Origin of the sequence: Porphyromonas sp. oral taxon 275 (assembly GCF_018127745.1) — a bacterium.
GTDB lineage: Bacteria > Bacteroidota > Bacteroidia > Bacteroidales > Porphyromonadaceae > Porphyromonas.
Genome location: NZ_CP072333.1, coordinates 423,613 through 442,000, shown reverse-complemented (window position 1 = coordinate 442,000; position 18,388 = coordinate 423,613). Strand labels below are relative to the sequence as shown.

Here is an 18,388-nt window from a genome sequence, read left to right as displayed (position 1 = left end):
GGCGATCGGAGTAGGCCCTGAGTGCTATTCATTACCCCTTAGAACAGGCGATTACAAGGACCAAAAGTTTTTTCCCATTTGTGCGGAATTAGGAGCAGGAAGGGGCGCTCAACGAGCTCGAAGCAAGGCGAGGAGGCGCGAAAAAGGGGATCTCGGAGCGGGCTTGAGGGCTTGTCGGGGTGGCTGGACGAGGCGAGAGAGGTGGCGAAGGACTTGCCCGAGGATGCTGAGCGGCTTGGCCCAGCACCTCGCGGAGCCGCTTGGCCGCCGCTGACCCATAGCAGTCACGACGCCCACCGGCGCCAGTCAGCCCCACGACCCACGCCAGTCAGCGCGGCGAGGGATATCGGTCCGAGCGCCGAGGACAAGGAAAAGCCTCGCCCCCGCAATGCTCGACGAGCGTTGCGGGGGCGAGGCTTACTTATATACCAGCTAGGTTAGCGGGCGGGCGGGCTTACTTCTTGAGCCATTTGTCGAGCCAGCCGAAGAAGGTGCGCTGCCAGAGCAGCGCGTTCTGCGGCTTGACGACCCAGTGCGTCTCGTCGGGGTAGACGAGCAGCTCGGCAGGGATGCCGCGGAGCTTGGCAGCATTGAAGGCCGCCATCCCCTGATCGGCGAGGATACGGTAGTCACGCTCGCCGTGGATGACGAGGATAGGCGTATCCCAGTTGCCCACAAGGCGGTGGGGCGAATTGGCGAAGGTGCGCTGCGCTACGGCATTGCCCTTGTCCCAGGGTGCACCGCCCATATCCCAGTTGGCGAACCACATCTCTTCGGTACACATGTACTGGTGCTCGAGGTTGAAGATCCCCGCGTGTGCGATGAAGGCGGCGAAGCGCTTCTGATGCACGCCCGCCAGGTAGAAGGTCGAGTAGCCGCCGTAGCTAGCCCCGACGCAGCCCAGGCGCGCCTTGTCGACGTAGGGCTCCTTGCTCACCTCATCGACGGCGGTGAGGTAGTCCTGAATGTTCTGCCCCGAGTAGTCGCCACTGATCTGCTCGTTCCACGCCTTGCCGAAGCTAGGCACGCCATGGCGGTTGGGGGCGATGACGATATAGCCCTGCTCGACCATCAGACGAAGGTTCCAGCGGTAGGAGAAGAACTGGCTGACGGTGCTCTGCGGCCCGCCCTGGCAGTAGAGCAGCGCGGGGTACTTCTTCGTCTTGTCGAAGTGCGGCGGCAGGAGTACCCATACGAGCATACGCCCACCGTCAGTGGTCTGGATCCAGCGCTTCTCGACGGTGGGGGTAGCGAGCTGGGCGAGCGTAGCGGCATTCTCCTGGGTCAGCTGCTGCGCTGCGCCCGTCTTGGGATCGACCAGGTAGAGGTCCTTGGGCTGCACCATGGTCTGGCGACCTGCCAGCAGCTTGCCTCCTGCCAGCGCGATGGAGGTGTAGTCGTGCGTCCCCGAGGTGATCTGGCGGAGCTTCTTGCCACGGAGCGTCAGCTGCCAGAGCTGCGTCTCGGCCTCCTTCGTAGCGAGGAAGTAGATGGACTTGCTGTCGGCAGCCCAGACGGTCTGGTCGACGTCGCACTCGAAGCCCTCGGTGAGCCAGCTCTTCGCCCCCGTCTTCAGATCGAGGGTGAAGAGGCGCTTGAGGTCAGCCTCGTAGCCGTCGCGCTCCATGCTGATCCAGCTGAGGCTACGGCCATCGGGGGAGAAGCGGGGCTGCGTGTCGTAGCCGCCGTTGCCCTCGGTGACGTTGCGCGTACGCCCTGTCGCGAGGTCGTAGAGGTAGATATCGGTATTGGTCGAGAGGGCGTACTCCAGGCCCGTTTTCTTACGCGAGGAATAGGCCAGCGTTTTGCCATCGGGACTCCAGGAGAGCTCCTCCGCACCGCCGAAGGGCTTGGTCGGCGCCTCGTAGGGCTCGCCCTCGAGGATGTCCTTGCCCGCCTTCACCAGTCCCGAGCCCAGCTCAGCGACGAAGATGTGCGGGACGGTCTCTACCCACTCATCCCAGTGCTTGTACATCAGGTCGGTGATGATGCGCCCTGTAGCCTGGGGCAGGTCGGGGTAGAGGTCGGCCGTGGACTGGCCGAACTTGATCTCGCGGATATAGGCGAGCTTCGTCTCATCGGGCGAATAGAGGTAGTCTGTGATGCCTCCCTCGACGTCTGTCACCTGACGGCGATCGCTGCCGTCGGGCGCCATCGTCCAGAGCTGCGAGCTGCCACTCTCGGAGGAGAGGTAGCTGATGCGGCGCCCCTGCTGGATCCAGCGAGGAGCGTGGATGCCCTTGAGCCCCTCGGTGATCTGGCGGCGTGCGCTGCCCGAGCTCGTGATGGTGAAGAACTCGGTACGTATCTTATTGTCCTTGATACTGGGGAAGCCGACGCTGTAGACGATCTGCTTGCCGTCGGGCGAAGCAGCGGACTCGCCGAGGCGCGCTAGGCTCAGCATCATCTCCGGACTCATGTGCTGCTGTGCGGCCAGCTGCTCGGGGGCAGCGGCAGCCAGCGTGGTGGCCGCCACGAGGGCCGCCATCTGTTGCTTGATCTTCATAGTCTATGCTGTATTTGGGGTTGGGTCGGGGCAAGGGAAGGGCCCTAGGTGAAGCGCAGGCCCAGGCGCTCCTTGAGCTCAAGCACCTGCGGGTTGACCTCGGCTAGCTTCTTGAGCTTATCCTCGGGAGTGAAGGCTAGGCGCGCCTGCTCCTCGGCGTTCTTCTCGCGCAGCAGCAGCGTCAGGTCATGGTTGTGCAGCTGGCCGCGCAGGTAGCTAAGTAGCTGAGGGTAGATGGCCTCGATAGCCTCACGAGCGGCGGAGCTCGGCGGGAGCGCTGTCTCGGCCTCGGTAGCGCTGAGCTGATGCGGCAGGGACTCCAGCAGGATGGAGCGGCAGACGATCTGCTCACTCGGCAGTACCTCCTCGATGTAGCGCATCCAGGCGCGCTGTAGCTGCTCCTCGGTGAAGGGCTCGTGCTCCTCGAGCGTGGGGGCTGCCACGGAGGTCTCGGCCTGCTGCTGTGCCTGCTGCAGGGCGGCACGCTGCCCGCCGAAGATGGGGCGGCGGCGCTTCGGCGGCTCGGGGGAGACAGGTGCAGGGGCTTCGGGAGCCGCCGCGGGAGGAGCGGGCGCGGGAGTGGACGCTGGCTGAGGTGCGGCAGGCGGAGCGCTCTGAGGTTCAGCGGCGGGGACTGGAGGAGGCGGAGCGGAGACGGGGGCTGCCGTCGGGGCTGCGCTCGGCGTCGGGGCGGGAGCAGGGGCGGCCTTAGGAGTCGCAGGGCTGGGGCTCGTCCTCGAAGCGGCACTAGGCTCGGGAGCGGGAGCGGCGAGCTCCCCCGAGCTGGGGAAGAGCGCCACGAGCTGCAGCAGCGAGAGCTCCAGCAGCAGGCGCTTGCTGGTGGCCGCACGCCACTGCTGATCGGCCGCGACGAGCACCTTCAGCACGCCGAAGAGCTGCGCCGCCGTGCAGCGCTGCGCCAGACTCTGATACTGCCGCGCCACGCCCTCGGGCTTCTCCAGCAGCTGCGCCGTATCGGGGTGCTGCACCACCAGCAGGTCGCGGGTGAAGGCGGCCAGACCATTGAGGATCAGCTGCCCCTCGAAGCCGCGCGCCAGCAGCTCATCTACGAGCAGCAGCAGCGCACGGAAGTCCCCGCTGAGCAGCTGCTCGTAGATACGGATGAAGTAGCCGTAGTCCAGGACGTTCAGGCTCTCCAGTGCGTGCTGGTAGCTGATATGCCCGGAGGAGAAGCTAGCGATGCGGTCGAACATCGACAGCGCGTCACGCATCCCCCCATCGGCCTTCTCGGCGATGAGCCCTAGGGCGGCTTCGTCCGCCTCGATCCCCTCCTGCTCGGCCACGTAGCGCAGGTGCTGGGTGATGTCCCCGACCGTGATACGCTTGAAGTCATAGATCTGGCAGCGCGAGAGGATCGTGGGCAGGATCTTGTGCTTCTCCGTCGTGGCGAGGATGAAGATGGCGTAGCTGGGAGGCTCCTCGAGCGTCTTGAGGAAGGCGTTGAAGGCCGCCGCCGAGAGCATGTGCACCTCGTCGATGATGTAGACCTTGTAGCGCCCGAGGGCAGGCGGCATGGCTACCTGCTCGGTCAGGGTACGGATGTCGTCGACCGAATTATTGGACGCGGCGTCGAGCTCAAAGATGTTGAAGGAGCGCTGCTCGTTGAAGGCACGGCAGCTCTCACACGCGTTGCAGGCCTCGCCGTCGGGCTGCAGGTTGGTACAGTTGATCGTCTTGGCGAGCACGCGCGCCGCTGTCGTCTTCCCCACCCCACGCGGGCCGCAGAAGAGATAGGCGTGTGCGAGCTTGCGCTCCAGCACCGCCGTACGCAGTGTCGAGGCCATAGCCCCCTGCCCCACGATACTGTGGAAGCTATCGGGGCGATACTTACGAGCCGAGACGATATATTGATCTGACATGAATGCTTAGCTTGGGGAAATGCTTCTGCTGCAAAGATACAAAAGTCCTGAGGCGTCGCCACGCACAGCGCTACCTCGTCTGGGCAGAGGTCTAAGGACGAGCCTCGGCGCTTCCTTCGCCTTTATGGCAAAGGGGGAAGAAACAAGCCCGAGGGGGCTACGTGTAGCGGGGAGGCCTTCTGATGGATATCCATCAGCGCACTGAGGGACGTCAGTCACGAGGCTGAGGGACAGCAGTCAGAGCGCTGAGGGATACCCTTCACGAAGGCGGGGCGAAGCACAAAGCGCGGGCAGGGACAAAAAGAAGCCTCCCCACAGCGCCACAGCCTGGAGCTGTGACCCTGCGGGGAGGCAAGCTAAGTGAGTACTTAGGGCGTCGGCTAGCCTAACCAGTGGGCGAAGAGCGGCAGCAGCAGCGCCGTGATGAGCCCCATGATGCCGATGGCCAGGCCACTCAGTGCACCTTCGATCGCGCCCATCTGTATGGCCGCCGCCGTACCGATGCCGTGCGAGGAGGCTCCCATAGCCAGGCCCTTAGCCACGGGGCTCTTGATCCCCATGAGCTTCATGATGGGGGGCCGATGATGCTGCCGAGGATCCCAGCACAGACGACGATGACGGCCGTGAGGCCAGGGATGCCGCCCGTATTCCCCGAGAGCTCCATAGCAATAGGCGTCGTCACGGACTTCGGCGCTAGCGAAGCGATGAGCGTCTGATGCGCCCCCAGCAGCTGGCCGATGCCGATGATGGAGCCGATGCCGATCATAGCTCCCACGGTGATGGCGACCATGATGGAGATGACGTTGCCCTTGAGGTGCGCGACCTGCTGGTGCAGGATGTAGCCCAGGGAGACTACCGAGGGGCCGAGCATGAAGTGGATCATACGGCTGCCGCTCTTGAAGGTGTCGTAGGGCACATCCAGGTACATCAGCAGGACGATGAGCTCGATGATCGTCAGCAGCACAGGGTGCAGCAGCGTCGTCCCCGCCAGGCGGTAGAGCTTGTAATTGAGTAGGTAGAGGGCGATCACGAAGGTGATGGTGAAGACCTCACTGTTGAAGAACTGCTGTATCATTACTTACTCCTCCTACGCTCCATGTGTTCCTGAATGTATGCTACCGAGGCGATGACGAGCACCGAGCTCACCAGCACCGCCACGAGGATCACCCACCAGTTCTCCCGCACAGTATCCATCTGTGCCATGAGGCCTACACCAGCGGGGATGAAGAAAAGGCCCATATTGTCGGTCAAGGCCTTGGCGGGGGTGTCCACCTGGTCCTCCTTGATCCACTTGAGCTGCAAGGCAAGGAAGAGGAAGACCATCCCAAGGACGCTCCCGGGGACAAAGCCGCCCATCAAGCTGGAGGCAAACTCTCCTATCCAATAGAAGAGAAAGATCGCGAAGATCTTGATCAATGTCTGCATAAGGTCTAAGTGTCTAAATCGATATCACAAATACGAAGCTGTGCCGCGCTCCTGAAGAGCGGGCGATAGAGCTGACGGCGTAGCTGCCAAACGGACTCGTGCCGCCCGTCCAGCTCCAGCGGCAGCACTTCCTCCCCTCCCCGATCATGGAGCTCCAGCAGGTAGCCCAGCGTGAGCCTATCCAGCGGCAGGGCGGGCTGGTAGCCGACTTGCTCGGAGCCATGCTGCAGCGTACGTACCTCGGCTAGCACCCCCAGGCGCAGCAGTCTGAGCAGCGCCTCCTGCGTCTCTCGCAGCGGCAGACGGCTGCGCTCGGCCAGCGTCGTGGCCTCAGGCAGCGGACGGTAGCCTTCGGCGAAGAGGCGTGCGGTCGTAGCCGCGACCGAGATGAGGATAAGATCCTCGTAGCGACGGGAGAGCCGCCCGCTCAGGGGCGGCGTCGTGAAGTACCACACATGCTGCACGGCATAGCTGATCTGCGCCCCCAGCAGGATGATGACCCAGGAGAGCTGCGTCCACAGCAAGGCCAGAGGTACGGCGGCGAAGCTCCCATAGATGGCATTGTACTTGGAGATCCACAGCACCCCATTGATATACAGCGCCTGGAAGCACTGGAAGGCCAGCCCCGCGATGACGCCCGCGATAAGCGCAGGGACGAAGTGTACCCGCACATTGGGGATCAGCAGATAGAGCAGCGTGAAGAGGATGATGAGGATGGCGAAGGGCAGCAGCTGCAGCAGCTGATTGGTCACCGTGGAGATGAGCCCTAGCTGAGCGAGGTAGGTATGATTGAGCGTCGAGAGGAAAATGGTCGTGGCGCTGGAGATCGTCATCAAGAGGGGCAGCAGCAGGAAGGCACTGAGGTAGCCCATGATCCTACGCCCCCAGGGACGCGCGCTCGGCGCCTGCCACAGGCGGTTGAAGCTATCCTCGATTGTCGAGATGAGCATCAGCACAGTGTAGAAGAGCACCGCTAGCCCCACGCCGATAAAGAGCCCGCCCTGCACCTGCGCTAGATAGTTCTCGACGTAGGTGAAGGCCTTCGCCAGCTCCACCTCATGCCCAGGGAGCCCCTGGATGAGGGCATCACGCACGATCTCCTGCAGGCCGAAGCCCTTCGCAATGCCGATGATCACGGCCAGCAGGGGTACGATAGAGAGCGCCGTACTGTAGGTCAGCGAACCCGCCAGCGTGCCTATGCCCTGCTCGATATAGCTGAGGATCGTCATGTAGAGCACGCGCAGCGTCGCGACCCCATAGCGCTTCGTCGAGCTGAGGCCCTCGGGACGAAGGCGCCACATATCGAGGCTGAGGAAGCGATAGCTCCTGAAGCCTAGTGCGGTGAGTCTACGTATGCTACTACTCATATAGAAGGGGGATAAAGGGGAAGTCAAGCAGCGGCAGTGGGGCTATAAGCCGGGTTCTGTACCGAGCCAAGGCTCGGCGTCTGCCATTTATCTGGATGGAGTGTCACCACTCCTCTCAAGCGATCTACCCTCCGACATGGGCCGAGCAAGCCTCGTGACGTCGGTATACATGATCTTGCAACCCATCAGGCGTACGGCAGCCGATGTCACCACAGGCTCGGTGCGCTCTTACCGCACCTTTTCACCCTTACCCGTAGCCGAGGCTGCGGGCGGTCATTCTCTGTTACGCTACTTCGCCCTCACGGACGACTTCCCGTTAGGAAGCATGGTGCTCTGCGTTGCCCGGACGTTCCTCACCTCCCTCTGGGGGAGAAGCGACAGACCGCCCCACTGCGACGCTACTTGACTATGATGATGTGTCGCGCGTACCTAGCGCTGTACCTCGACCCGCTGTGTCGGCGCGGCGGAGGCATTGCGCGCCTCCATCTGCTCGACGACGTTGCGCGCCAGCGTGCGGAAGTAGATGCCCATCAGACTGGTCTCGTCGGTGGCTATCGGTCGCCCTTCATCCCCCGAGCTGCATACGCTCTGGATGAGGGGCAGCTGCCCTAGCAGCGGCAGGCCGAGCTCCTCGGCCAGCTCCTTGCCCCCTTCGCGGCCGAAGATGTAGTACCTATTCTCGGGCAGCTCGGCAGGGGTGAACCAAGCCATGTTCTCTACCAGTCCGAGAATGGGCACCTGTACGTGCTCGTCGGTGAACATGCCTATACCCTTGATGGCATCCGCCAGAGCCACCTGTTGCGGCGTCGTGACGATGATCGAGCCCGTAAGGCCCAGCGTCTGCACGAGCGTCAGGTGGATGTCGCTCGTCCCTGGGGGGAGGTCGATGAGGAGGTAGTCTAGCTCGCCCCAGTTCGTCTCGGTGAGGAGCTGCTTGAGGGCATTGCTGGCCATGCTGCCTCGCCAGAGGACGGGGCTCTCCTGGTTGACGAAGAAGCCGATGGAGAGGAGCTTGACGCCGTAGCGCTCTACGGGAGCGATCAGCTCGCGCCCCGAGCTCGTCGCCTCGAGGACGGGACGGGCGTCCTCACAGCCGAACATCTTGGGCTGCGAGGGGCCGAAGATGTCGGCATCCAGTAGTCCCACCTTGTAGCCAGCCTGGGCTAAGGCTACGGCGAGGTTGGCCGAGACGGTGCTCTTGCCGACGCCGCCCTTCCCTGAGAAGATCGCCAGCGTATTGCGCACCTCGGGCAGTAGCGGCAGCTCCTCCTGGGGGACGAGCTCGGGCTGCTTGACCGAGATGTTCCCTACGATCTCGACCTCAGGGCCGATATGGGTAAGGATGGCCGTCTCGGCAGCGCGTACGACGGACTTGACGAAGGGGTTATTGGGCTTGTCGAAGATCAGTGAGAAGCTCACCTTCATCCCCTCGATACGGATGTCATCCTCCACCATGCCCGACTCGACGAGGTTCTTCCCCGTGCCCGGGTAGCGTACCTTGGCGAGCGCCTCGAGGATCAGATTAGGATATAGGGTCGTGGCCATAGTACTCATTTATTGTACGCGGCGCGAGCGGCTGAAGCTACGGTAGCTGTCGGGCTCGATCTCTATGTCGGGCTCCACGAAGCCTCCCGCAGGGAGCGCGGGGCGGAAGCTCAGATACTTGATCGTGAGGCCGCGACTCAGCCACTGACGCTCGTAGTAGGTCTTGATACCAAGGATCTTGTCCTCGTAGGCTCCGCTGTAGAGGTCGTCGGTGTCGGTGATGATCTCCTGAGCGTTGAGCGTGACGAAGGCCTTAGTATAGGTATAGAGGAAGGGACTGTCCGTCTTGAGGTGGATGATACCGCCGGGCTTGAGGGCCTCGAGGTAGCGCAGGAGGAAGCGCGAGGAGGTCAGGCGCTTCGTCACCTTCTTCATCTGCGGATCGGGGAAGGTAATCCAGATCTCGTCCACCTCCCCGGGGGCGAAGAAGCGTCCCAGGGACTCGATCTCGCCGCGCAGGAAGGCCACATTGCTCATCCCTGCCTCGTGCGAAGCCTTAGCCCCCGTCCAGATACGTGCCCCCTTGACGTCCACGCCGATGAAGTTCTTCTCAGGATAGACCTCTCCGAGGCCTACCGTGTACTCGCCCTTGCCACAGCCCAGCTCGAGGACTATGGGGTGATCGTTGTGGAAGAAGTCCTCCCGCCAACGACCACGCAGCGGGAAGTCCTCCTGCTGCAGACGCGCAAAGGGATACTGGAAGACATGGGGGAAGGTCTCCATCTCGGCGAACTTCGCCAGCTTATTCTTTCCCACCCGCGCGCCTAGTCAAAGAGGTTGATGCTCTGGCAATACTCCAGCTCGCCCTGTACGACGAAGCGGATCTGCTCGGGCTCGAACTTCCCGACGCCATCCTTGCGGGCATTGCGCACGACATACTCTACGAGCTCGTCCTCGTCTACCTCTATGGCTTCGTCCTCATCGAGGTCCTCGTCCATGTAGCCACGGCTCTCGTAGTAGTCGTAGATAAGGTCCACGAAGTAGACGATATCATCGTCACTCAGCAGCTCCTTCATCTCCTGGGGGATATAGTTGCGTATGAAGGCCACGGACGCAGCGTCATCGTAGCCGTCGAATTCGTCTTCTGCCATACTGATCTATGTAGTGAATCTTTACTTAGGGTTCCTTCTTCGCAAAGTTACGCAAAAAGGCTGGAGCGCCTCTGTCTAGGCCTCCTCGAGCTCGAGGCTAAGCTCGGCCCAGCGCTCGAGGGTCGTCTCCTGCTCCTTCTTAAGGCTCGAGTAGCGCTGGAATAGGCTCGCGTCCGTAGCGTGCTCGGGCTCGGCCAGCTGCTCCTCCAGAGCCGCCAGCTCGGCGTCGATGGCCTCGCTGCGCTCCTCCAGCGCCTTGAGCTCGCGCTCCAGGCTGCGGCGCTGCTTCGCCAGCTCCTTCTGTCGCTGGTAATCCTCCGCCCCACTGCTGGGGGTGGAAGCTGCGGCCGAAGAGGCGCCTGCCGTGCTCCCGGGGCGCGGAGTCCCAGCCTCCGTGCTGTCCTCGCGGTCACGAGCCTGCAGCCAGTCATAGATGCCGCCGATATGCTCGGTAACCTTGCCGCGACGGAACTCATAGACGCGGCTCACCAGCCCATCGAGGAACTCACGGTCATGCGAGACGACGATGACCGTGCCCGTGAAGCGTAGGATAGCCTCCTTGAGTACCTCCTTGGAGCGGATATCCAGGTGGTTCGTCGGCTCGTCGAGGATCAGGAGGTTCGCGGGGCGTAGGAGCAGCTTGATGAGCGCGACACGTCCGCGCTCGCCACCACTGAGGACGCTGACCTTCTTCTCTGCCTCCTCGCCGCCGAACATGAAGGCTCCCAAGAGGTCATTGATACGCGTGCGTATCTCACCCTGTGCCTCGCGGTCGATCGTCTCGTAGACGGTGTAGTCCCCCGCGAGCTCCTGGCTCTGCGTCTGGGCGAAGTAGCCGACCTCGACATTATGCCCTAGGCGCAGCTCGCCCTCGTAATCGTTGATGAGGCCCATGATACACTTGACCAGCGTCGACTTTCCCGAGCCGTTCTTCCCGACGAAAGCTACCTTCTCCCCGCGCTCTATGGTCATATTGACGCCCGAGAAGACGGTGTGCTCGCCGTAGTCCTTCCTGAGGTTCTCGATGATGACGGGGTAGGCGCCCGAGGTGACGGCGGGCATGAAGGAGAAGTGCATGGCGCGGCGATCCACATCTTCGACCTCAATGCGCTCGATCTTGGCCAGCTGCTTGATGCGGCTCTGTACCTGATCGCTCTTGGAGGGCTTGTAGCGGAAGCGCTCGATGAAGCGCTCGGTGTCCTTGATCTCCTTCTGCTGGTTCTCGTAGGCGCGGCGCTGCTGCTCCAGGCGCTCCTCGCGCAGCTCGAGGTAGTGGCTGTAGTTGGTGCGGTAGTCGTGTAGGCGGCCCAGCTCGATCTCTAGGGTGCGGCTGGTGGTAGCATCTATGAAGGCGCGGTCGTGACTGATGAGTACAAGCGCCGAGCTGCTGGAGGCGATGAAGCGCTCCAGCCAGCGGATAGACTCGATGTCGAGGTGATTGGTCGGCTCGTCCAGCAGGAGGATATCGGGGCGCTGCAGAAGGATCTTCGCCAGCTCGATACGCATACGCCAGCCGCCCGAGAAGACGGAGGTCGGGCGCTCGAGGTCACTGCGCTCGAAGCCCAGCCCGAGCAGCGTGCGCTCGATGTCGGCCTGGAAGTTGTCCGAGCCGTGCATCAGCAAGAGGTCCGAGCGCTGGGCGTGGCGCTCGATGAGCTCCATATAGGCCTCGCTCTCGTAGTCGGTGCGCTCGGCCATCTCGGCCGCCAGCTGCGCTACCTCCTCCTCCAGCTCGGTGATGTGACTGAAGACCTGCTGGCACTCCTCCAGCACGGTGCGCTCATCGCTGAGCTGCATCACCTGCGGCAGGTAGCCGATCTGCAGCCCCTTGGGGAAGGCGATCGTCCCCTCTGTCGGGGAGGAGACGCCTGCCAGCAGCTTGAGGAGGGTGGACTTACCCGCCCCGTTCTTGCCCACGAGGGCGATGCGCTCCCGCGCTGAGATGACGAAGGAAAGATCCTCGAAGAGGGGCTTAGCCCCGAAGTATACGGATACCTTGTTGACGCTGATCATTGAGGCGCTATGTTCGTTCTGGTCTCGACACCCGGCAGCAGGAGCTCCTCGGTGACGATGATATGCTGCTGGGGGTAGAGCGCTCTGACGAGGCTCTGCAGGCGCTCCCGCGCCTCCACCTTGGACTGCGGCACGAGCTGGGGGTCCGCCTGGATCTCACGCCAGGCGCGGCTCATGATGGAGTCGTCGAGGCGCTTGACGGCGCGGCGATCACTCGTAGCCCTGCGACGCGTCCCCCAGAGGCCCTGGCTATACTCGTAGTACTTGACGCTGTGCGAGCCCCCAGGCGTCTGACCCAGCTCCACCTGTGGCTCGGGCAGCGAGATGTAGATGGTATCACCTGGGCCGCGCTGGACCTTAAGCCGCTCGAGATCGAACTTGCTGTAGGCCGCTAGATCCGCCACTCCCTCGGCGCTGTAGGCCCCGTCGCGGATGTAGATCTGCCTGCGGTAGGTGATGCGCTGGGTGATCAGTCGGAGGCGCTCGGTGATCTCCATCTGGATCTCCTGGGGTGTCACCTCAGGCTGGCGTTCCGCCTCCCTAGAGCGGCAGGTATAGAGGATGTAGCCACCGAGGCCGAGGGCCAGTACCAGTACGATGAGCCCCTGGACGAGGCGTAGCCAAGACTTGAGTGTCATCGTCGTCTAGCTATTGGGGGTTCGTCTCACCACTCGGGGCGAGGTAGGCAGCATCCTGAGGCGCGAGGGAAACACGCATCCCGAGGCCGAGCTTAGCGAAGAGCGGCGCTAGGCGCGTGCGGGCACTACGCTCGGCGGCACGGAAGAGCTGTGGGCGCGCCTCTATGAGGGCACGCTCCTGCGTCTCCTCGATGAGCTCCTTGCGCTGACGGAGCAGCTCGTTGACCTCATTGGCCGTCAGCGAGGAGCGCAGCGGGTCGGCCTCACGCCGCACCTTGCGATGGACGCCTTCCAGCTCGCGCTGCACCTCTAGCGGGGGCAGCGTCAGCTCCACCAGCGTATCGTTGACGCTGTGGATCATAGACTCGGTGAGCTTGCTGAGGTCACAGGATACGGAGGCCTGACTCGTCAGCTCGAGCTCGGTGCGACGCGTGCCGAAGAGGCGCTTCCAGCCGAGGAAGCCATCTTGCTTGGGGTCGATGACGACCGTCGTACGCAGCTTGGTCGTCGCCAGCTCGAGGCGGGCAAGGCTCTGTGCCTCCACCAGCAGTAGCTGCACGGGGTCGGGCTTCTGCTCCTTCGAGCCTGAGCTGCAGGCCACGCCCCCCAAGAGGAGCGCCAGCAGCAGGAGGGAGCGAATAGGACTTATCTTCTTCATTGGATATACGGTAGAGAGTGCTATTATATGAGCTAGACAAAGGTACGAAGCTTTTGCAACTACGTAGGCCCTGCCGTCCCGAGGAGCCCCTCAGCGCGGTGCAGGATAAGGGGGACGGAGCTGAGATACTGCTCGGAGGGAGAAAAATAATATAATATTCAGGGAAAAGTAATATAACTTCCTGTCAAAAGTAATATAATATTCCGCCGAAAGTAATATAATATTCGGCGAGAAGTAATATAAGAATCCCCGACGAGCCCCTCGGGGTAGCTTGCCGCCCCGAGGCCCTCAGCTCCCGAGGAGCCCGCTCGGGACGCGTGCCCCACTAAAGGCGCGGCAAAGCGGGCTAGGGCACGCACCGCACGGGCTACCTCACGGGAGGGCCTCTAGGGCTGGCCAGCTGGGGGCTTTTTCGTATCTTTGTCTACATAGTTATATATACGTAAACAAGCACGTAATCTAAATGAGCGAAGAGCTATTTGACCTAGAGGCTACCCAGCCCAAGGAATACTCGGCGAGCAGTATCCAAGTCCTCGAGGGACTGGAGGCCGTGCGCAAGCGCCCTGCCATGTACATCGGTGACATCGGCGAGAAGGGGCTACACCACCTGGTATATGAGGTCGTGGACAACTCCATCGACGAGGCCCTAGCTGGCTACTGTACCGACATCAAGGTCATCATCCACCCTGACAACTCCATAGAGGTCCAAGATAACGGTCGCGGGATCCCCGTCGACCTGCACGAGAAGGAGGGCAAGAGCGCCCTCGAGGTCGTCCTGACCGTCCTGCATGCAGGGGGTAAGTTCGACAAGGGCTCCTACAAGGTCTCGGGCGGGCTGCACGGCGTAGGGGTCTCCTGCGTCAATGCCCTCTCCACCTCGCTGAAGGCCATCGTCCACCGCGGGGGTAAGATCTACACCATGGACTTCAGTCGCGGCGTCCCCACGACCGAGCTCCTCACCGTAGGCACGACCGATCGTACGGGTACAACGGTCATCTTCAAGCCCGACGAGACCATCTTCACCGTCACGGAGTATCAGTTCAAGATCCTCTCCAACCGCCTGCGCGAGCTCGCCTTCCTCAACGCCGGCATCCGCCTGACGCTAGTCGACGAGCGCGTACTCGACGAGGCGGGCACGCCGCTCACCGAGGAATACTACTCCGAGACTGGGCTCGAGGAATTCGCTCGCTATATCGACCGCTCTAAGGAGCACCTCATAGAGGACGTCATCCACATCATCACGGAGAAGCAGGGCATCCCTGTCGAGGTGGCGATGACCTACAATACGTCCTACAACGAGAACGTATATAGCTACGTCAACAACATCAACACGATCGAGGGCGGGACACACCTGGCAGGCTTCCGCCGCGGGCTGACGCGTACGCTCAAGAAGTACGCCACCGACTCCAAGCTCCTCGATAAGGTCAAGGTCGAGATCACGGGGGACGACTTCCGCGAGGGCCTCACCGCCGTGGTCAGCATCAAGGTAGCCGAGCCACAGTTCGAGGGACAGACGAAGACCAAGCTGGGGAACAACGAGGTGATGGGCGCCGTAGACGTCGCCGTCAGCGAGGCCCTAGAGATCTACCTCGAGGAGCACCCCAAGGAGGCCAAGGTGATCGTCGATAAGGTCATCCTTGCCGCCACGGCACGTCAGGCAGCCCGCAAGGCGCGCGAAATGGTGCAGCGCAAGTCGCCCCTCTCAGGCGGTGGCCTCCCCGGCAAGCTCGCCGACTGCTCGTCCAAGGACCCTGCACTCTCCGAGCTCTTCCTCGTCGAGGGTGACTCGGCAGGTGGTACGGCCAAGCAGGGACGCGACCGTGAGTACCAGGCCATCCTGCCTCTGCGCGGTAAGATCCTCAATGTAGAGAAGGCCATGCAGCATAAGGTGCTCGAGAGCGAAGAGATCCGCAACATCTACACCGCCCTAGGCGTCACCATCGGCACCGAGGAGGATAGCAAGGCCCTTAACCTCTCCAAGCTACGCTACCACAAGATCGTCATCATGACCGATGCCGACGTGGACGGTAGCCATATCGCCACGCTGATCCTGACCTTCTTCTTCCGCAACATGCGCTCCCTTATCGAGAACGGCTACGTCTACATCGCTACGCCGCCGCTCTACCTCTGCACGCGAGGCAAGGAGCGCGAGTACTGCTGGACCGAGCAGCAGCGTCAGGCCTTCGTCGAGCGCTTCGGCGGGGGCGACGAGAAGCGCGTCCACGTACAGCGCTACAAGGGTCTTGGGGAGATGAACGAAGAGCAGCTCTGGGAGACGACCATGAACCCAGAGAACCGCACCCTACGCAAGATCACCATCGAGAACGCCGCCGAGGCCGACGCCATCTTCTCCATGCTGATGGGTGACGAGGTAGGGCCACGCCGCGAGTTCATTGAGGCCAACGCCATCCACGCCAATGTCGATGCCTAGGTCTCGAGCTTAGCAAGACGCCAGCACAGCACGAGCGCACAGCCTCTACCTCTAGAGTCTGTGCGCTCGCTCCTATATACCGCGACGAGAGCAGCCCGCTTGGAGCCGCACTCCCACCCGCACCCCAAGAGCCTACCCACGAGCTCTCAGCCCGCCCCCCAGCACTTAGGACAAAGATGATACACGACCGTCCCGCGCACGCCTATTACTACGTCAGCCCCTCGACTGACCCCTACTACAACATCGCCCTCGAGGACTACCTCTACCGCCAGCTACGCCCGCTGGACACGATCTACATGCTCTGGGTCAACCGCCCCTCCGTCTTCATGGGGCGCTACCAGTGCGCCGAGGCCGAGCTGGACATGGCCTATCTCGAGGAGCGCCAGATCGCTCTGCTGCGCCGCAGCTCGGGCGGCGGCACCGTCTACCACGACCTAGGCAACCTCAACTTCTCGGTCATCAGCAACGACCATACGGGCCGAGGCTTCGACCTCAAGGCCTTCCCCGAGCCCGTGCAGGCCGCCCTCGCCACACTCGGCGTAGAGGTCGTACGCTCGCCCCGCGGGGATCTGAGGCTCGACGGGCTGAAGGTCGGCGGCGCTGCCGAGGCCACCACGCGCAGCCGCATGCTGTACCACATCTGCCTGCTCTTCGACACAGACCTCGACGAACTGGAGCGTATCCTCACCGTCCCCGAGACAGAGGCACGATCCCGCGTGGCCTCTGTGCGCTCCGTGGTGACGAACCTCAGGCCGCACCTCCCTGCAGGCTTCACGATCGAGGACTTCAAGCGCAGCATCCTCTCCGAGCTGGAGCGTCGCCACGCAGGTGCCCTCTATCCGCTGGACTTCCGCCCCGAGGTAGAGGACTACATACGCGAGCAGCGGGAGACGCACTTCGAGCATCCCGACTGGATCCACGCCCCTATAGGCCGAGCTAAGTAGCCCCTATGAGCACACCGACACTCCCCTATCGCAGCTTCTCGAGCTTCCTCTCGGAGCACTTCCCAGGCGAGAAGGTGCAGAAGATCACCCTGACGGCGGGCTTCTCCTGCCCCACCCGCGACGGCTCGCGGGGCAAGGGGGGCTGCACCTACTGCAATAATAAAAGCTTCAGTCCCAACTACGCCGCCAAGCAGCGCAGCATCACCGAGCAGCTCGACGAGGGCATACGATTCTTCAGCCGCAAGTACCCTGCGATGAAGTACCTGGCCTACTTCCAGTCCTACACCAATACCTATGGCGCCGTCGAGGACTGCATAGCCAAGTACGAGGAGGCCCTAGCCCACCCCGGCGTCGTGGGGCTGATCATAGGCACGCGCCCCGACTGCATGCCCGAGCCGCTGCTGGACTATCTGAGCGCTCTGGCACGCCGTCGCTTCGTCCTCATCGAGTATGGCGTGGAGAGCACGCTGGACCGTAGCCTCGAGCGCATCCAGCGCGGGCACAGCTGGGCCGAGAGCGTGGAGACCATCGAGCGTACGCACCGAGCGGGCATCATGGTCGGGGCGCACATCATCCTGGGGCTACCTGGCGAGAGCCGTGAGGAGCTGCTGAGCCATGCCAGCCGCCTCGGGGCGCTGCCGCTGACGACCCTCAAGATACACCAGCTGCAGATCATCAAGGGCACGCTGATGGCAGGCGAATACCTCCGCCAGCCCGAGGACTTCCACCTCTTCACCGAGGAGGAGTACATCGCCCTCTGCGTGGACTTCGTGCGCCGCCTCCCGCGGGGGCTCGTCATCGAGCGCTTCGTCTCGCAGTCCCCACCCGAGCTGCTGCTGGCGCCGCGCTGGGGCTGGAAGAACTTCGAGTTCACGGCCAAGATCGAGCGCGCCCTCCTCGAAGCCGAGCCCTAGCCGCTCCCGCCCCTCAGCTTCCTCCTTTCCCTAGCCTCACCAGCAAAGGGCTCCAAGCACTCCCCCACCTAAGCCTCCCCCTATTCCCCACACGATGAAGGCCATCCTATTAGGCGCTACGGGCGCCGTCGGGCGCGACCTCGTCCGCCAGCTGCTGCAGGACGACCGCTTCACCGAGCTCTACCTCCTCGTACGCCGCCCTCTCGAGGGGCTCAGCTCCCCCAAGCTCAGGATCGAGCTCCTCGACTTCGACCAGCCCGACCAGTGGCCCGAACTCCCCGAGGCTGACGTCCTCTTCTCCTCTCTCGGCACGACGCTACGCGATGCGGGCAGCCAAGCCGCGCAGTACCGCGTGGACTACGGCTATCAGTACGAAGTAGCACGCCGCGCAGCTGCCCGAGGCGTTCCGCACTACGTCCTCGTCTCCTCCTGGGGAGCGAAGCCCAAGGCTCGGAGCTTCTACTCCCGTATGAAGGGCGAACTGGAAGAGGCCGTCCAGGCGCTGCCCTTCCGACGCATCAGCATCCTCCGCCCGCCGCTTCTCCTGCGTCCTGGCTCCACACGCAGCGGCGAGCGCCTAACAGCGGCCGTCCTTCGGGGGCTGAGCGCGCTGGGGCTCCTACGTGCCTTCCGCCCCATGCCGACGAGCGTCGTAGCGCGCTGCATGCACGCGCTCGCCCGCTCCCAGCACAGCGGCATCCTTGAGGCCCGTGACATCTGGACCTACGCCGACTAGACCGCAAGCCTCGCCTCCTCACAGCCTAAGCCAAGGCAAATAGCGCGCCCAGCGATAGCAGGACTATCGCTGGGCGCGCTATTTATATCCGATGTAGGTATATTGGACTAAGGCCTGCACTGCGCCCCAGACTAAGGGGGAGGCCTTCTGAGGGATATCAGTCAGCAGGCTGAGGGACGTCCCTGTGGCTCGTGAGGGATATCAGTCAGTCCTCTGAGGGATATCCCTCGCAGAGCTCGG

General features: G+C 62.8%; 14 protein-coding genes, 1 other RNA gene and 1 pseudogene. 4 read left to right on the top strand and 12 right to left on the bottom strand.

Annotated elements, in window-relative coordinates:
• Window positions 1-454: 454 nt before the first annotated feature.
• From J4862_RS01655 to J4862_RS01600, 12 genes and pseudogenes are all read right to left on the bottom strand, one after another.
• Complete coding sequence (locus tag J4862_RS01655; protein WP_211789011.1) at window positions 455-2,506, bottom strand: S9 family peptidase; 2,052 nt, start codon at window positions 2,504-2,506, stop codon at window positions 455-457.
• Window positions 2,507-2,550: 44 nt separating this feature from the next.
• Window positions 2,551-4,386, bottom strand: coding sequence for a DNA polymerase III subunit gamma/tau (locus tag J4862_RS01650; protein ID WP_211789010.1), 1,836 nt, complete (start codon window positions 4,384-4,386; stop codon window positions 2,551-2,553).
• A 380-nt stretch (window positions 4,387-4,766) separates the two neighbouring features.
• Window positions 4,767-5,458: pseudogene (locus tag J4862_RS01645) on the bottom strand (LrgB family protein).
• A gap of 2 nt (window positions 5,459-5,460) precedes the next feature.
• On the bottom strand, window positions 5,461-5,811 hold the full coding sequence (locus J4862_RS01640; protein ID WP_211789009.1) for a CidA/LrgA family protein: 351 nt from the start codon (window positions 5,809-5,811) through the stop codon (window positions 5,461-5,463).
• 5 nt (window positions 5,812-5,816) lie between these two features.
• The gene (locus tag J4862_RS01635) at window positions 5,817-7,178 is read right to left on the bottom strand and encodes a YihY/virulence factor BrkB family protein (protein WP_211789008.1); all 1,362 of its coding nucleotides are present in this window, start codon (window positions 7,176-7,178) and stop codon (window positions 5,817-5,819) included.
• Window positions 7,179-7,207: 29 nt separating this feature from the next.
• Window positions 7,208-7,572: RNase P RNA component class A (gene rnpB, locus J4862_RS01630), an RNA gene on the bottom strand.
• A gap of 35 nt (window positions 7,573-7,607) precedes the next feature.
• A complete protein-coding gene (locus J4862_RS01625; RefSeq protein ID WP_211789007.1) occupies window positions 7,608-8,723 on the bottom strand; it encodes an Mrp/NBP35 family ATP-binding protein in 1,116 nt (371 codons plus the stop codon).
• A 9-nt stretch (window positions 8,724-8,732) separates the two neighbouring features.
• Window positions 8,733-9,479, bottom strand: coding sequence for a tRNA (guanosine(46)-N7)-methyltransferase TrmB (gene trmB, locus J4862_RS01620; protein WP_211789006.1), 747 nt, complete (start codon window positions 9,477-9,479; stop codon window positions 8,733-8,735).
• An 8-nt stretch (window positions 9,480-9,487) separates the two neighbouring features.
• Window positions 9,488-9,814 carry a hypothetical protein gene (locus J4862_RS01615; protein WP_211789005.1) on the bottom strand — a complete coding sequence of 109 codons (327 nt, stop codon included), beginning with the start codon at window positions 9,812-9,814 and terminating at the stop codon, window positions 9,488-9,490.
• Between the two features lie 75 nt (window positions 9,815-9,889).
• Window positions 9,890-11,827: an ABC-F family ATP-binding cassette domain-containing protein gene (locus J4862_RS01610; protein WP_211789004.1), complete on the bottom strand. Its 1,938-nt coding sequence runs from the start codon at window positions 11,825-11,827 to the stop codon at window positions 9,890-9,892.
• Window positions 11,824-12,465 carry a hypothetical protein gene (locus J4862_RS01605; protein WP_211789003.1) on the bottom strand — a complete coding sequence of 214 codons (642 nt, stop codon included), beginning with the start codon at window positions 12,463-12,465 and terminating at the stop codon, window positions 11,824-11,826. Before J4862_RS01605 ends, J4862_RS01610 begins: the two co-directional genes overlap by 4 nt.
• Window positions 12,466-12,475: 10 nt before the next feature.
• On the bottom strand, window positions 12,476-13,123 hold the full coding sequence (locus J4862_RS01600; RefSeq protein ID WP_211789002.1) for a DUF4230 domain-containing protein: 648 nt from the start codon (window positions 13,121-13,123) through the stop codon (window positions 12,476-12,478).
• A gap of 463 nt (window positions 13,124-13,586) precedes the next feature.
• Between J4862_RS01600 and gyrB the strand changes: the two genes are divergently transcribed.
• From gyrB to J4862_RS01580, 4 genes are all read left to right on the top strand, one after another.
• Window positions 13,587-15,554 carry a DNA topoisomerase (ATP-hydrolyzing) subunit B gene (gene gyrB, locus J4862_RS01595; protein ID WP_211789001.1) on the top strand — a complete coding sequence of 656 codons (1,968 nt, stop codon included), beginning with the start codon at window positions 13,587-13,589 and terminating at the stop codon, window positions 15,552-15,554.
• Window positions 15,555-15,730: 176 nt separating this feature from the next.
• Entirely contained in the window at window positions 15,731-16,498 is a 768-nt protein-coding gene (locus tag J4862_RS01590; protein WP_211789000.1) for a biotin/lipoate A/B protein ligase family protein, read from the top strand.
• A 5-nt stretch (window positions 16,499-16,503) separates the two neighbouring features.
• Window positions 16,504-17,412, top strand: coding sequence for a TIGR01212 family radical SAM protein (locus J4862_RS01585; RefSeq protein ID WP_211788999.1), 909 nt, complete (start codon window positions 16,504-16,506; stop codon window positions 17,410-17,412).
• 94 nt (window positions 17,413-17,506) lie between these two features.
• On the top strand, window positions 17,507-18,148 hold the full coding sequence (locus tag J4862_RS01580) for an NAD(P)H-binding protein (RefSeq protein WP_211788998.1): 642 nt from the start codon (window positions 17,507-17,509) through the stop codon (window positions 18,146-18,148).
• Window positions 18,149-18,388 lie beyond the last annotated feature (240 nt).